11 protein-coding genes are annotated in these 15177 nt (G+C 69.1%); 3 read left to right on the forward strand and 8 right to left on the reverse strand.

What is annotated here, in order from left to right:
- Positions 1 to 109 precede the first annotated feature (109 nt).
- The 3 genes from J2126_RS15625 to J2126_RS15635 are packed head-to-tail and all read left to right on the forward strand — an operon-like array spanning position 110 to position 3220.
- Positions 110 to 1015: an alpha/beta fold hydrolase gene (locus J2126_RS15625; protein ID WP_209487824.1), complete on the forward strand. Its 906-nt coding sequence runs from the start codon at positions 110 to 112 to the stop codon at positions 1013 to 1015.
- Positions 1016 to 1022: 7 nt separating this feature from the next.
- Complete coding sequence (locus tag J2126_RS15630; RefSeq protein WP_245327363.1) at positions 1023 to 2270, forward strand: Zn-dependent hydrolase; 1248 nt, start codon at positions 1023 to 1025, stop codon at positions 2268 to 2270.
- Positions 2267 to 3220 (forward strand): cupin domain-containing protein, encoded by a 954-nt coding sequence (locus J2126_RS15635; protein WP_209487826.1) that lies wholly within the window; start codon positions 2267 to 2269, stop codon positions 3218 to 3220. The genes J2126_RS15630 and J2126_RS15635 overlap by 4 nt, the downstream gene beginning before the upstream one ends.
- 2 nt (positions 3221 to 3222) lie before the next feature.
- Here the strand turns inward: J2126_RS15635 and J2126_RS15640 are convergent, their stop codons facing one another.
- From J2126_RS15640 to J2126_RS15675, 8 genes are all read right to left on the reverse strand, one after another.
- On the reverse strand, positions 3223 to 3852 hold the full coding sequence (locus J2126_RS15640) for a glycosyltransferase (protein ID WP_348634314.1): 630 nt from the start codon (positions 3850 to 3852) through the stop codon (positions 3223 to 3225).
- A gap of 92 nt (positions 3853 to 3944) precedes the next feature.
- A complete protein-coding gene (locus J2126_RS15645; protein WP_209487827.1) occupies positions 3945 to 4133 on the reverse strand; it encodes a hypothetical protein in 189 nt (62 codons plus the stop codon).
- A gap of 234 nt (positions 4134 to 4367) precedes the next feature.
- Positions 4368 to 7535, reverse strand: a complete 3168-nt coding sequence (locus tag J2126_RS15650) for an efflux RND transporter permease subunit (RefSeq protein WP_209487828.1) — start codon at positions 7533 to 7535, stop codon at positions 4368 to 4370.
- Positions 7536 to 7539: 4 nt separating this feature from the next.
- A complete protein-coding gene (locus J2126_RS15655; RefSeq protein ID WP_394030441.1) occupies positions 7540 to 8592 on the reverse strand; it encodes an efflux RND transporter periplasmic adaptor subunit in 1053 nt (350 codons plus the stop codon).
- Between the two features lie 309 nt (positions 8593 to 8901).
- Positions 8902 to 11202: a DUF3141 domain-containing protein gene (locus J2126_RS15660; protein WP_209487830.1), complete on the reverse strand. Its 2301-nt coding sequence runs from the start codon at positions 11200 to 11202 to the stop codon at positions 8902 to 8904.
- A gap of 10 nt (positions 11203 to 11212) precedes the next feature.
- A complete protein-coding gene (locus J2126_RS15665) occupies positions 11213 to 12424 on the reverse strand; it encodes an acetate/propionate family kinase (protein ID WP_209487831.1) in 1212 nt (403 codons plus the stop codon).
- 4 nt (positions 12425 to 12428) lie between these two features.
- Positions 12429 to 13421, reverse strand: coding sequence for a phosphate acetyltransferase (locus tag J2126_RS15670; RefSeq protein WP_209487832.1), 993 nt, complete (start codon positions 13419 to 13421; stop codon positions 12429 to 12431).
- Positions 13422 to 13719: 298 nt separating this feature from the next.
- Positions 13720 to 14781, reverse strand: a complete 1062-nt coding sequence (locus J2126_RS15675; RefSeq protein WP_209487833.1) for an HAD family hydrolase — start codon at positions 14779 to 14781, stop codon at positions 13720 to 13722.
- Positions 14782 to 15177: the final 396 nt, after the last annotated feature.

Raw genomic sequence — 15177 nt, forward strand, 5'->3', positions numbered from 1 at the left:
CCGGGACGATGTTTCGGACAGCGCGCCGACGGCGCGGTGGATCCCCCGGACAAGCCGGGGGATGACAGCGAGAAATCAGAACGCCTGCCCCCCCAAAGGGACTATTGCCATGACCTACCAAGACCTCACCGCCACCCACAAAATCTCCGCCAAGGACGGCGTGAAGCTCCACGTGGAAGAGGCGGGACAGGGCACGCCCATCCTCTTCATCCACGAATTCGGCGGCAATCACATGAGCTGGGAGCCGCAGATGCGGTTCTTCGCCCGCCGTCACCGCTGCATCACCTACGCCGCGCGCGGCTATGCGCCTTCCGACATTCCGACCGACGTGGAGGCCTATTCGCAGGCCATCGCGGCGGATGATGCGGTGGCGGTGCTGGATGGCCTCGGCATCGAGAAGGCGCATATCGTCGGCCTCTCCATGGGCGGCTTCTGCACCGTCCATTTCGGCCTGCGCACGCCGGAGCGCGCGCTCTCGCTCACCGTCGCGGGGGCGGGATACGGCTGCGAGAAAGAGCATGAGGAATACTTCCGCGGCGTGTCGCTGGCCGTGGCGGAAAACTTCGAGAAGATCGGTGCGAAGGAATTCTCCAAGATCTACGCGCTGGGCGCGAGCCGCGTGCAGTTCGAGGTGAAGGACCCGCGCGGCTGGCGCGAATTCGCCGACCGCCTCGCCACCCATTCGGACATTGGCGCGGCCCTCACCATGCGCGGCGTGCAGGCGCGCCGCCCCTCCTTCTGGGATCTGGAAGAGGGGCTGAAGCAGATGATGGTGCCCACCCTCGTGATGGTGGGCGACGAGGACGACCACTGCCTCCAGCCGGGGATCTACCTCAAGAAGGTGATCCCCGCCTGCGGCCTCAGCGTCTTCCCCAAGGCCGGGCACACGCTGAACCTGGAGGAGCCGGCCCTGTTCAACGCCCAGCTCGCCGAGTTCATCGCGCAGGTGGAGGCCGGCAAGTGGCTGCCGCGCGATCCGCGCGCCATCCCCGGCCAGATCATGCGCACCGCGTGAGGCGATGATGAGCACGCCCGCCATCTCCCCCGACCGCCTCATGTCCCGCCTGATGCGGCTCGCCGAAATCGGCGCGCTGCCGCAGGGCGGGGTGGACCGGCAGGCGCTCACCGATGGCGAGATCGCGGCGTGGCGGCTCATCCTGACATGGGCTGAAGCGGAGGGGCTGGAGGCGGCGTGCGATGATGCCGGCAGCCTCTTCCTCACCTGGCCCGGCGCCGACCGTGCCCTGCCGCCGGTGCTCGCCGGCAGCCATATCGACACCCAGCCCACCGGCGGCAAATATGACGGTGCGGCCGGGGTGATGGCGGCGCTGGAGGCGGTGGTGGCGTTGAAGCGCGCGGGCGTGACGCCCCGCCGCGACCTCACCGTGGTCGCCTGGATGAACGAGGAGGGCTCCCGCTTCGCCCCCGGCATGATGGGCTCGGAAGCCTTCGCCGGCGTGCGCGCCCTCTCCGAGATCCGCGCCGTGACAGATGCGGAGGGCGTGAGCGTCGCAACCGCGCTCGATGCGTTGCATGCCGCCTTCCCGGACCTGCCGCGCCGACCGCTCGGCTTTCCCGTCGCCGCCTATCTGGAACTGCACATCGAGCAGGGGCCGGTGCTGGAGGCGCGGGAGAACGTGGTGGGTGTCGTCACCGGCATCCAGGGCAAGAAGACGTGGGAAGTCGTCGTCGAAGGCGCGCCCGGCCATGCCGGCACGCTGGCCATGGCGGAGCGCCGCGATGCGCTCGCCGCCTTCGCCCGCATGGCGCACCGGCTCTATCCGGAGGTCGGCGGTCACGACGAACAGGTCATGTTCACCATCGGCCGGCTCGTGATGGAGCCCAACGCCCCCTCCGTGGTGCCCGCCCGCGTCACCTTCCGGGTGGACCTGCGCCATCCCGACGGCGCGGCGCTGGACCTCTTGGGCGCCCGCTTCGAGGCCATCTGCGCGGAGGAGGCGGCACCCTGCGGCTTCACCCTCACCCGCCTCGTGGATGCGCCGCCCAACGGCTTTGACGCGGGCCTGATGGCGAAGATAGCGGCCGCCGCCGAGCGTCACGCCATTCCGGCCATGCCCATCCTCTCCGCCGCCGGGCACGATGCGCGCCACCTCGCCAAGGTGTGCCCCAGCGCCATGATCTTCATTCCCTGCCGCGATGGCGTGTCCCACGCCGAGCATGAATTCGCCGAGCCCGCCCACATCGCCGCCGGCACGCAGGTGCTGGCCGACGTGCTGGGCGAGCTGGCCCGCGAGGAGACCGCATCATGAGCCAGCCCGCCGCCGTGCTTCAGAAACCCGATATGGCCGACCTGCCGGCCCAGCATCCCGCCACGCCGAGAAGCCCGGCCGAGGCACGGGCGCGCTATTTCAATTCCGGCAACGCCTTCAACATCAAGCTGCCGCCGGTGCCGAGCCGCCTGTTCACGGACGAGCCGGCGCGCGCGCTGGCGGAGGGGACATCCACCGGCTTCATCCCCTGCGACCAGTCGGACGCGCTCACCTGCGGCTTCCCCGCCACCACGCCTCTGATGCTGGCGCGCTACGCCGTGGTAGAGGCCGGCGGGCGCTTCACGGCGGACCTGCGGGCGACCGGCTCCATCTGGTACGTGATCGCGGGACGGGGGCAGGTGGACTGCCTCGGCGAGAGCCTCTCCGTGGCTCCGGGCGACGCGTTCCTGCTGCCGGGCTCGCCGGTGCGCATCACGGCCGGGGCGGAAAAGCTGGTGCTGTGGGTGGTGTCCAACGAGCCGCAGCTCGCCTTGAACGGCGACCTGCCGCCGGACGAGGCACGCCGCCCGGTGGCGGTAGTGCATTATCCCGCCGCCGAGATCGCCCGGCAGATCGACATCATCTACGACCACGCCCAGAACGGCGAGACCTCGGGCATCGCCCTCATCTTCTCGTCCGAGCCGCAGGCGGCGGCGCGCAACATCCTGCCGAGCCTGACGCTCTCGCTGAACACGCTGCCGCCCGGCGAGCACCAGCGGGCGCACCGGCACAATTCGGCGGCCATCACCCTCGTGCTCCAGGGCGAAAACTGCCACTCCATGGTGGACGGCGCCCGCTGCCCGTGGTCGCAATGGGCGACCCTGGTGACGCCGCCCGGCGCCCCCCACTCGCACCACAATGAGGGCAACGCGCGGGCGCTGTTCCTCATCGTGCAGGACGGCGGGCTGCACTACCACGCCCGCACCATGGGCTTCAGCTTTCTGGAGTGAGATCAGGCGGCCGGGGCGGACTCGGCCACCTTGCCCGTCTCGGGCAGCAGCACGCGGGGGCGCAGCACATGAATGCGGCGCCGGCCGATGCGCGCGACGAGGCGGCGTTCCGCCTTGGGGCCTTGAGGGTGGCCACCGAGCCGGTCGTAGTATCGGCGGGAAATGAGCAGCCCCTGGCCCGGCACCGGCAGGCCGATGACGGCGAGGCGCGCGGCGGCCATGGCTTCGCCGATGCGCGGGCGCAGGCCGTAGCCGTCCACGGCGAGGCGGAAGGTGGCGGCGAGCCGGTCCGCCTGCCCGCGCCTTTGGGCGGTCTCAATGAAGGCCAGCACCTCGCGCGGCCAGCCTTCCTCCAGCATGGAGCCGTCGGTGAGGAAGAGGAGCCACGAGCCCCGGCCCTGCGCGGCGCCCTGCTTCAGCCGGAGGCCGATGTCCTGCGCGCCCTTGAAGAAGTTGCAGCCGGCGGCATCCGCGATGGTCGCGGTGCCATCGGTGGAGCCGGAATCCGCCAGTGTCACGTCGCTGAGCACGCCCGCCGTCACGCCCTGGACGAGCGCGGACAGGACCGGCACGAGCCGGCGCTCGGAATTGTGCGTTGCGATAATGGCGGACAGCACGGGAAACGTTCTCACGGGGAGTTTCCAGCTATACCGCTACCGGCGAGCGGCGTCGATGCCGCAATGCAACATTCCTGACGTATGCGTCAACGCACCCCGGCGGCGCCCTACTTGGGGCAGGGCACTTCCTTGTACACCGCATCGGCGAACTGCTTCACCCCTACGTTGATGCGCAGCGGCGAGGTCCACGTCTGGTAGGTGACGATGCCGCGGGTCATGGAGATGACCTTGTAATTTTCGATGCCCTTCGTCTTGTAGCACTTGCCGGGCTGAATATCCTCTTCCTTCAAGGGCATGGCTGAAATCCACTGGCTATGGCAATGCCGCCAGTATGGGTTCGCCGGGGTGCCAAATCAAGAACGGCCGCGCCCGAGGTTGGGGCGGGACGGCCCCATCCGCCGTCATCGCCCGGCTGGTCCGGGCGATCCACGGTGTGGCCGGGCCGGGACCTCGGCCCATGAAGCCCTCTTTCGGCCCGGTGGATGCCCCGGACGCGCCGGGGCATGACGGCGCGTTCGGAGGAAACCGCCTCAGTGTCCGCTGCCGGCTCCCGCCTCCGGTGCCGGCGGCGCCGTAACCTTCGGCCGGGCACCGGGGCGCAGCTTCTCGCGCAGGCCCTGGAACAGCACGTAGAGCGGCGGGATGACGAAGATGCCAAGGAAGGAGGCGGCGATCATGCCGCCGAACACCGGCGTGCCCACGTTCTGCCGCGCCATCTGCGCCGCGCCGGTGGCAACCACCAGCGGGTAGAGGCCGAGGATGAAGGCGAGCGACGTCATCATCACCGGCCGGAACCGGAGCCGCGAGCCCTCGGTGGCGGCCTGGAGCAGGTCCTCCCCATGCTCGCGCCGCTCCTTGGCGAACTCGACGATGAGGATGCCGTTCTTCGCCGCGAGGCCGATGAGCACGATCATGCCGATCTGCCCGTAGAGGTCGAGGGTGAGTTGCCCGATGACGATGGCCGCATAGGCGCCGAGCATGCCCACCGTGACGGAGAGCAGCACCGGCACCGGGATGGACCAGCTTTCATAGAGCGCCACCAGGAACAGGAAGGCGAACAGCACGGCGAAGGCGAGGATGGTGCCCGTCTTGCCCTCCGCCCGTTTCTCCTGGAACGAGGTGTCGGTCCACGCGCCGGAGAAGCCCTGCGGCAGGGTCTTCGCTGCCACCGCATCCATGGCGGCGAGGGCCTGTCCGGAGGAGACGCCGGGGGCCGGCGTGCCCTGCACGGTCACCGCGCGCTTGTTGTTGTAGCGGATGAGCGCCGGCGGGCCGACCTCCACCCGCACCTCCACGATGGACCGGAGCGGGATCATCTCGCCTTTGTTGTTGCGGACATGGATGCGGTAGATGTCCTCCACGTCCTTGCGGTCCTCGCCCTCCGCCTGCACCTGCACCTGCCAGGTGCGGCCGTAGAGGTTCATGTCGTTCACATAGAGCCCGCCGAGCGAGGTCTGGAGCGCGGTGAACACGCTGTCGAGCGGCACGCCCAGCACCTGCGCCTTGTCGCGGTCGATGTCGAGCTGGAGCGAGGGGTTGGTGGCGGAATAGGTGGAGAACACGCGGGTGAGCTGCGGGTCCTGGTTGGCGGCAATCAGCAGGCCGCGCAGCACCTGCGCCAGCACCTTGGGATCGCCCGCGCGCAGATCCTGCAGCACGAAGGAGAAGCCGCCGCCGGTGCCGAGGCCGACGATGGGCGGCGGGCCCAGCGGCACCACCGTTCCGCCGGGGATCATGCGCATCTTCGCCCCGAGGCGCGCGAGCACCGCGTTGGCGCTCTCGTCCTTGCCCTTGCGCTCCTCGAACGGCTTCATGGTGACGACGATGAAGGCGGCGTTGGGCTGGGAGTAATTGTCGATGAAGTTGAGGCCGATGACGGAGGTGTAGTCCTCCACCGTGTGCTCTTCCTTGAGAATCGCCTCGGCCTTGCGGATCACCTCCGTGGTGCGCCCCACCGAGGCGCCGCCGGGCAGCTGCACGACGACGAAGAAGGCGCCCTGGTCGTCCTCGGGGAGGAAGCCCGTGGGGGTGAGCTTCGACAGAGCGAAGATGCCGCCCGAGGCCACGAACACGCAGACGAGCCCGATGAGCGAGAAGCGCACGAGCCGCGCCACCACCGCGCCGTAGGTGTCGCGCACCTTGTCGATGCCACGCATGACGTAGCCGATCGGCCCCTTCTTTGGCCCGTGGGAGGGCTTCAGCAGGATGCCGCACAGCGCCGGCGAGAGGGTGAGCGCGTTGATGGCCGAGAGGAACATGGCCACCGCCACCGTGATGGCGAACTGACGGAACAGTTCGCCCGAGATGCCGGGGATGAAGGCCACCGGCACGAACACGGAGAGCAGCACCAAGGTGATGGCGATGATGGGGGCGGTGATCTCCGCCATGGCCTTCTTGGTGGCGTCGGCGGGGGAGAGCTCGGGATGCTCCTCCATCACGCGCTCGACGTTCTCCACCACCACGATGGCGTCGTCCACCACGATGCCGATGGCCAGCACGATGGCGAGCAGCGACACGGTGTTGGCCGAATAGCCGATGGCGTTCAGCACGATGAAGGTGCCAATCAGGCTCACCGGCACCGCCAGCGTCGGGATGAGGGTGGCGCGGAACGAGCCGAGGAAGAGGTAGACCACCAGCACCACGAGGATGAAGGCCTCGATGAGCGTCTTCTGCACCTCGTGGATGGTGTCGGTGACGAACACGGTGGGGTCGTAGGTGACCTTCCAGGCGAGATCGTCCGGGAAGGCCTTGGCCAGTTCGTCCATGCGGTCGCGGATGGCGCCGATGGTGGTGATGGCGTTGGCGCCGGGCGACTGATAGAGCGCCAGCACCGCCGAGGGGCCACCGTTGAACAGGGTCTCGCGGTCGAGGTTCGAGGCGCCAAGCTCGAGGCGCGCCACGTCGCCGAGGCGCAGCACCGAGCCGTCGTCATTGGTGCGCAGGACGATGTTCTCGAATTCCGCGATGCTGGAGAGCCGGCCCTTGGTGCGCAGGTTCAGCTGCAATTGCTGGTCGTCCGCCACCGGCCGCGCGCCGAGGCGGCCCACGGCGGCCTGGATGTTCTGCGAGCGGATGGCGTTCACCACGTCCTCGGCGGTGAGGCCGAGGCCGGTGAGGCGGTCGGTCTTCACCCAGGCGCGCATGGCATAGTCCTGCGGACCCCACAGGGCCGCGTCGCCGACGCCGGGGATGGACTTCAACTCGTCGAGGATGTTGATGGTGACGTAATTGGAGATGTAGAGCGGATCCCAGGTCTTCTTGGGCGAATAGATCGCCAGCACGCCGAGCAGCGCGGACGATTTCTTCTTCACCGTCACGCCCTGGCGCTTCACGTCCTCCGGCAGCTTGGAGAGCGCGACCTGCACGCGGTTGTTCATGTTGACGGTGTTGATGTCCGGGTCGGTGCCCAGCTCGAAGGAGCCGGTCAGCGTGTAGGACCCGTCGTCGCCGGACACGCTCTTCATGTAGATGAGCTTGTCCACGCCCACCACCTGCGCCTCGATGGGCTGGGCGACGGTGGAATCCACCACCTCGGCGGAGGCGCCGGGATAGAAGGTGGTCACCGACACCTGCGGCGGGATGATGTCGGGATATTGCGACACGGGGATCGCGAAGAGGGAGAGCAGGCCGGCGATCACCGTGACGATGGCGATGACGATGGCGAGCCGCGGGCGGTCGACGAAGACGGAGGAGAACATGGGCTCAGCCCTTCAGGCCGACGACGGGGGTCGCGCGCACGGGGGCGCCGGGGCGTAGCGCCTCGAAGCCGTCCACGATCACCGGCTCGCCGGCCTTGATGCCCTCCACGATGATGTTGCTGCCGACGTTGCCGCCCGGCTTCACGCGCCGCACCACCGCCTTGCCGTCCTCCACCACGAAGACATAGACGCCGGCCTGATCGGCGATGAGCGCCGCCTGCGGGATGACGATGCGCTCCTCCGGCTTGCCGGACTTCAGCTCCACCCGCACCAGTTGGCCGTCCACCAACTGGCCCTTGGGGTTGGGCACGTCGGCGCGCATCACCACGGTGTCCGTGGTGCGGCTCACCGAGACGTCGATGAAGTTGATGCGCCCCACCTCGCCATAGAAGGTGCCATCGGGAAACTTGATGCGCACCTCCACGTTGGAGAGGTCCACCTTGCCCTCGTCCTTCTGCGCTTCCTGATAGTCGCGCTGGCTCACCGGGAAGGTGACGTACATGGGGTTCTGGCTCACCACCGTGGCGAGCGGGCCGCTGTCCGGGCCGATGATGTGGCCGCGCGTGAAGGCGGTGCGGCCGATGCGGCCGGTGATGGGGGAGACGATGTCGGTGTAGCCGAGATTGAGCTTCGCCGTGTTCAGCGCCGCCTCGGCGGTGAGCAGCGCGCCCTTGGCGCTTTCCTCGTTGGCGATCGCCTGGTCGCGGGCAACCGCCGTGCCGGCATTCTTGGCGAGCAGTTCCTCGGCGCGCTCGCGCTGGATCTTGGCCAGGGTCAACGCCGCCTTGGCCCGCTCCACGTCGCCTTCCGCCTGCTGCACGTCGGCCTGGAAGGGCGGCTTCTCGATGCGGTAGAGGGGCTGGCCCTCCTTCACCGTCTCGCCGTCCTTGAACAGGACGGCCTCCAGCATGGCCTTCACCCGGGCGCGGATGTCCACCCGCTCGGGCGCCTCCACGCGGCCGACGAATTCCATGGCGTCGGCGACGGGCTTCAGCTCGGCGGCGACCACGCCCACGGGGATTGGTCCTTGCTGGGCGTGGGCGGGAAGCGCGCCCATGAGCGTGGCGCCGAGCAGCACGGCGGCGCCCCACCGCGCGGGACGAACGGATTTCGAACGCGCCGGCGCCCGGCGAACGATGATGCCCATGGCTTTCCCCAGATCGGCCGGACGATGCCGTTCAGGCGACGTGCCGGACCCCGCAACCTTGCCGCAGCGCCGTCTCACACCCCTGCAGCGCCGCGCTTGCGCGCACAGTAGCACCATGGGCGGGGCCGGCAATGAACCTGTCTCGTCCCTGCGCTTGGCACAGGGGGCGCGCCGGGCCAATTGCCATTTGACGCCAGCCGGCGGTTCTCGCCGCTCGTCTCAGGCCACGTTGAGCGGGAAAGGCACCACCTGCGCGCCCGTCTGTGCGTGCGTCTGTGCGTGCGTCTCCAGCGCGGCATCCGCCGCCAGCACCGCGCGCACCTCGTCCACCACCGAGGCAGCCTCTGGGGCGATGTCCATGTTGGCGGTGAGCCGGTCGAGCATGGCGAGGAGGCGCGAGCGCTCCTGCGGCGTCTTCAGCAGCGCCGGCAGGGTGGCGATGGCCGCCGCCTCGTTGCGGTCCACGATGATGGACTGGCGGCGGATGATGGCCTGCGCCACATCGGACGGCAAAGCGAGCAGCCCCAGCTCGTAGCCCACCAGCTCGCGGATCTGCTTCAGGGTGGAAAGCCGGCGCTCGTTGCCGCCGCGCTTGAAGCCGATGAGCGCCACGCGCACGCCGGCATCGGTGAAGCCGCCTTCTCTTATGGCGGCGAGCGCGGCCGCGACCTCGGCCGGCGGCTGCTCGACCAGCGCTGCGGCGGTGGCCGGCGCGGTGAGGTCCGGGTCCAGCATGGCGGCGGTGCCGTAGAGGCGGAAGAACTCGGTCTCCACCGTCGCGTCGCGCAGGCGGCGATAGAGGTCCCACCCGGCGGTGATGGCGGTGGCGGCGAAATGTTCTCCGGCCACATGCACGCCCTTGTCGTCGCGCGGGGTGCGCTGGCTGCGGGCGAAATCGGCCAGCGGCGCCATCGCCTTGAGCCATGGATTGAGATCGGACAGGCCCCAGCGCACCGCGCGCAGCGGATGCACCGCGCGCACGAGGCGGCCCATCTCCGGCGTCACCACGGCGGCGAGCGCGGGATGGACAAAGGTCTCGTAAAGCCGCGAATTGGTCTGCGAGACGTTGGCCACCACCTCGAACGGGATCTCGTCCTTGCGGTTATACTTCTGCAGCACCGCGAGATCCTCCACCCGGCGCTCGGTGAGGGTCACGTCATACTTCACCTCGGGGCCGGACCGGTCCTCCTCGATCTTCATGCCGTAGAGGCCGGGCGGCAGCGCCTCTACATAATCGAGAAGGTCCACGATCTGCGCATGCTCGCGCCGGGCGATGGCGCCAGAGACGAAGATGCCGAGATGGCCCACGCTCTCATGCATGAGGCCGACGATGACCTGCCCGGCATCCTTCAGCGCCTGCGTGGTGGGGTAGAGGTCCGCCACCCAGTTGATGGCCTGCTGGGGCGGGGTGATGTTGTCGCCCAGCGAGGCGAAGACGATGATGGGCGAGCGCACGGCCTTCAGATCGAAACTCTTGCCCGGCGCCCATTCCGCCTTGCCGGCGGCGAGCCGGTTGCCGACGAAGAGGTTCTCGACGATCCAGCGGATCTCTTCCCGGTTCATCAGGAAGTAGCCGCCCCACCAGCGCTCGAATTCGAGAAAGCGCGGTGGCTCGGTGTCGATTTTCGAGTAGAGCGAATAGTATTTGGTGAAATACGTATTCGCGGGGTTGAGATACTCGAAATTGTCCACCAGATAGGCGCCGTCGAAGACGCCGCCGCCGAGGTCCGCCGCGAGCGAGGCGGTCCAGGCCCCGCCGAGCACGCCGCCGGCATAGCGCATGGGGTTCTCGGCATCATTGCCGGCCCAGTAGGACATGGGCGCGCCGTTCACCACGATGGGCCCCACATTGTCCGGGTCCAGCGCGGCGACCAGCATGGCCGCCCAGCCGCCCTGGCAATTGCCCATCACCACCGGCCGCTCGCGGGTGGGATGGCGCTCGCGCACGAGGCGCACGAACTCGGATTCCGCCAGCGACACGTCCGCCAGCGTCTGCCCCGGCACCGGCTCGGGGAAGAAGATGACCATGTAGACCGCATGGCCCGCCTTCAGCGCGAAGCCGACTTCCGACTCCTTCTTGAACCCGCCGATGCCCGGCCCGTGGCCGGCGCGCGGATCGATGATGAGGAAGGCGCGCTTCTCGGGATCGACCGTCACGCCGTCCGGCGGCAGGATGCGCACGAGAGCGTAATTGCAGGGCCGCGCGAAGGTGCGGGCATCCGCCACCATCTCATGGTCGAAGGCGAGCAGCGGCGGCTTGCCGGCCTTCTCGTGCGCGATCCAGTTGTTGCCACGCTGGCGCATGGTGTCCCAGAAGATCAGCGAGCGCTGGGCCGCGTCGAAAGCGTAGGAGACGCTGTCCCGCCACGCCTCGGCCGGGGTCTGCGGGCGGCCCGCCCCGGCGAAGGCGGAGGCCGCATCACGCATGGCCGCGCCATAGGCCGAGACCGCCTCGCCGATGCGCAGGCGGTAGATTTCCGCCACCCGGCCGTAGACCTTCATCATGTCCATGGGATGCATGGGAGCCTCCTCAGGCCGAAGTCGTGTCGGCAGCCGTATGCGACAGCACCTGCCGCATCTCGCGCACGATGGTCCATTCCTCGTCGGTGGGGATCACATAGGCCTGCGGGCCGCTACCCCGCGTGATGCGGGTGGCGCCGGCGCGGTTGGCCTCGGCGTCCAGCTCGAAGCCGGCCCAGGCGGCGGCGCGGAGCACCTCGGCGCGGGTCTCGGCATCGTTCTCGCCGATGCCGGCGGTGAAGACGAGGGCATCGATGCCGCCCAGCGCCGCCACCAGCGAGCCGAACTCGCGGTTGATGCGGTAGACGAACAGGTCGATGGCCCGCCGCGCCCCCGCATCCGTCTCGCAGCGCTCGCGCAGCACGCGCATGTCGTTGGAGAGGCCGGAGACGCCGATGAGCCCGCACTTGGTATAGAGGAAGTGCTCCGCCTCCTCCGCGCTCATGCCCATCTCGCGCTGGAGATAGAAGACGACGCCGGGATCGATGCTGCCGCTGCGCGTGCCCATCACCAGCCCGTCGAGGGCCGAGAAGCCCATGGTGGTGGCAATCGAGCGCGACGCCTCATAGGCGCACAGGCTTGCCCCGTTGCCGAGATGCGCCGCCACCACCCGCCCCTTGGCGAGGCGCGGGTCCACCTTGGGGAACTGGGTGGCGAGAAAAGCGTAGGACAGGCCGTGGAAGCCGTAGCGCTTCACCCCCGCATCGGTCATCGACTGGGGAATGGCGAACATCTGCGCCAGTTCCGGCTGGGTGCGGTGGAAGGCTGTGTCGAAGGCCGCCACCTGCGGCAGGCCGGGCACGCGGCGGGCGATGATGCGGATGGGTTCCAGGCTCTTCGGCTGGTGCAGGGGCGCGAGCGGGGAGAGGGTGTCCAGCTCGTTGATGATGGCGGGCGTCAGCTCCACCGCATGGGTATAATGCGGGCCGCCATGCACCACGCGGTGGCCCACGGCGGCGAGCTGGTGGCCGCCCCGGTGGGCGCCGAGCCAGTCGGAGAGGTAGGCCAACGCCTCCTCGAAGCCGAACGCGGTCTGTCCGGCCCAGTGCTCTTCCCCGACGGTCGCGCCCTCGTGATCCTTGACCTTGAAGTGCGGGTCAGTGCCCAGCCCCTCGAACAGGCCGCGATAGATGCGGTTGGGCACGTCCGCGCCATCGTCCAGAAACACCTGGAACTTGAGGCTGGAGGAGCCGGCGTTGAGGACGAGTTGCACCTTTGCCATGGGTTCAGCCCTCCAGCGCCTTGGCCGCCGCCCGCGCGGAGGCCTGTTGCGCGGCGGCGAGCAGCGCGGCCACGGCGCAGGAGGCGAGGCGGGTCGTCGCCGAATCCGCCCGGCTGGTGAGGATGATGGGCACCCGCGCCCCCACCACGATGCCCGCCGCATCGGCGCCGGCGAGGAAGGAGAGGCTTTTCGCCAGCATGTTGCCGGCTTCGAGGTCCGGCACCACCAGCACGTTGGCCCGCCCCGCCACGGGGGAAGAGATGTGCTTGATGGCCGCCGAGCCGAGGTCGATGGCATTGTCCAGCGCCAGCGGCCCGTCCACGATGCCGCCGGTGATCTGGCCGCGATCGGCCATCTTGCAGAGGGCCGCCGCCTCGATGGTGGAGGGCACGGCGGGGTTCACCGTCTCCATGGCGGAGAGGATGGCCACCCGCACCTCCGGGAAGGAGAGCGCGTGCGCCAGCTCGATGGCGTTCTGCACGATGTGCGCCTTGTCCTCCAGCGAGGGGGCGATGTTGATGGCGGCGTCTGTGATGATGAGCGCGTCCGGATGGCTCGGCACGTCCATGATGAAGCAGTGGCTGATGCGCCGCGCCGTGCGCAGGCCGGTGTCGCGGGCGACCACGGCGCCCATCAGCTCGTCGGTGTGCAGGCTGCCCTTCATGAGGGCGTCGGCCTCGCCACAGCGTACCAGCGCCACCGCCTTCTCGGCCGCCTCGTGGCTGTGGGCGGCGGGCACCTGACGCACGCCGGACAGGTCGAGCCCGCCGCCGGCCGCCGCCGCCGCGATCTTGGCCGGGGGGCCGACGAGGATGGGCTCGATCAGCCCGAGGCCGGCAGCCTCCAGCGCCGCGCGCAGGGAAACGTCGTCGCACGGATGGGCGACCGCCACCCGGAGCTTCGGCAGCGCCTGCGCCGCCGCGATGAGGCGATCGTATTTGGCATGGCGCGTTTGCTGGGCGTCCTGAGCCGCCGCCGCGGCCAAATGAGCGGTCATGTGCGCTCTCCCTCGTGCCGCCGTCCGGGCCGGCCAGGGGGCAGGGCCTCCGCACGGATGCTCGCCCCAAGCTGTCGGCCGGCAGCGTCTCCCCTTCCATGATGCAGATCAAGGGGCGCGTGCGCGGGGCGCGAGATGGTGTCCGGGTGCGGGACGGTCAGAAAAATCCGGCCGGGCGCCTGCGGGGAAGCGGCGGCCCGGCCGGCGCTTCCCGGGAGGTCTCGGTTCAGCGCGACGCCATGGTCCACGGACCGGGTCCGCGCCGCATCCCCAAAATGGAGGAGGACGTTACGGCGCCTCACGGCTCGAAGGCGAACACCTTCTTCCAGTCGTCCTTCATGGAGATGACGAACCAGCCGCGCGCCTTGGCCTCGTCATAGAGCTTCTGCGTGAAGGTGCCGACCTCGGAGTTGGGCAGGCCCTGCGCCGGACCATAGGCGAATTCGCGCTTGCCGTCGTCGTGCAGCACGAGGGCAGCGAAGCGCGCGCCCTTGCCGGCCTTGGTATATTCCAGCATCTGCCGGTCGCCTGTGGAATTGCCGAAGGCGGCAATGGGGCGCTTGCCGATGACGAGATGGATGCCCTCCGGCTTGCCGCCGTACACGTCCTCGAACAGAACGGCCGGTTCCAGCCGCAGCACCGGGCGGCCGGAGGCATCGTAGCCGAAGCGCACCGCGGCCGGCGTGCCCACCACCTGCTCGGGCGGGATGCCATAGAGCTTCTCGGCAAAGGCGCGCACGAAATCCTGTCCGCCGCCGGTGACGATATAGGTGCGGAAGCCGTTGGCGCGCAGCAGCTGCAACACCTCCTGCATGGGTTGGTAGGTGAGCTCGGTGTGCGGGCGGTTGAGCACCGGATTGCGGGCGGTGGCCATCCAGTCCTGCACGGCGGTGCGAAGCTCCTCCACCGTGAGAGATTCCAGCGTCAGCATGATGATCTTCATGAAATCGCCGGAGGAGAGCTTGCCCAGGGCTTCCTCACTGGCCTTCTCGTCACCGGAAATGGCGGTGCGGAACGGTTCTTCGGTGTTCAGGGCCGGATTGGCCTTCGCCATCGCGCGCACGCGGGCGGCGGCGAAGGCGACCTCCGTATAGACCGGCTGTTCCACCCACAGCGTGCCGTCCTGATCGAACGTGGCGATGCGGTCGGCGGGGGCGACGAAGTCCGGTCCGCCGGGGGTGGTGACGGCCTTCACGAAATCGAGGATGCCGGTCTTGGTCGCCCCGGCGTTCCAGGAGGGGAGGGGGTCGGCCACCTGCGCGAGGGCGGGGGTGGAGAGCACCGCGCCGAACAGGCCGGCGGCGAGGAGAAGGGCGCTGGCAAGCGGCCGCAGGCCGGCGGAAAATCTCAACGACACCATGGATCAAGCCCCCCGCGCCCTGTCGCGCCGCCCCGCATGTTGCCCGATTCTGCGACGCCTGCGCGACGGCTTCAAGCCGGGATCGTCGCCGCATGGACTCCCTCTCCCCTTGCGGGAGAGGGCCGGGGTGAGGGGTGGTTCTCTCCCCCTTCACCAGAACCGGGATGGCGGAGCCAGCCCCCTCACCCCCGCCCCCTCTCCCGCAAGGGGAGAGGGGAGTCCGGTCCCCGCACAGCGAATAACTGACGTTCCGCAAACGTCCCTCTTGGCGAGCGGCTCGGGTTGCGCATAGATGGCGGTGCGGGGTCGGGCTGCGTCGTTCCGGAACGGGGATGACGGGCACCGGTCGGTCATTTCTCGTGAGGGGGCCGGTCGAACGATCTGCGGGCAGGAGCC

Origin of the sequence: Xanthobacter flavus (assembly GCF_017875275.1) — a bacterium.
GTDB lineage: Bacteria > Pseudomonadota > Alphaproteobacteria > Rhizobiales > Xanthobacteraceae > Xanthobacter > Xanthobacter flavus_A.

Bases quoted from the DNA above. Each gene is read 5' to 3' on its own strand.
- J2126_RS15625 (WP_209487824.1), top strand. From the start codon at position 110: ATGACCTACCAAGACCTCACCGCCACCCACAAAATCTCCGCCAAGGAC.
- J2126_RS15630 (WP_245327363.1), top strand. From the start codon at position 1,023: ATGAGCACGCCCGCCATCTCCCCCGACCGCCTCATGTCCCGCCTGATG.
- J2126_RS15635 (WP_209487826.1), top strand. From the start codon at position 2,267: ATGAGCCAGCCCGCCGCCGTGCTTCAGAAACCCGATATGGCCGACCTG.
- J2126_RS15645 (WP_209487827.1), bottom strand. From the start codon at position 4,133: ATGCCCTTGAAGGAAGAGGATATTCAGCCCGGCAAGTGCTACAAGACG.
- J2126_RS15650 (WP_209487828.1), bottom strand. From the start codon at position 7,535: ATGTTCTCCTCCGTCTTCGTCGACCGCCCGCGGCTCGCCATCGTCATC.
- J2126_RS15655 (WP_394030441.1), bottom strand. From the start codon at position 8,592: ATGGGCGCGCTTCCCGCCCACGCCCAGCAAGGACCAATCCCCGTGGGC.
- J2126_RS15660 (WP_209487830.1), bottom strand. From the start codon at position 11,202: ATGCATCCCATGGACATGATGAAGGTCTACGGCCGGGTGGCGGAAATC.
- J2126_RS15665 (WP_209487831.1), bottom strand. From the start codon at position 12,424: ATGGCAAAGGTGCAACTCGTCCTCAACGCCGGCTCCTCCAGCCTCAAG.
- J2126_RS15670 (WP_209487832.1), bottom strand. From the start codon at position 13,421: ATGACCGCTCATTTGGCCGCGGCGGCGGCTCAGGACGCCCAGCAAACG.
- J2126_RS15675 (WP_209487833.1), bottom strand. From the start codon at position 14,781: ATGGTGTCGTTGAGATTTTCCGCCGGCCTGCGGCCGCTTGCCAGCGCC.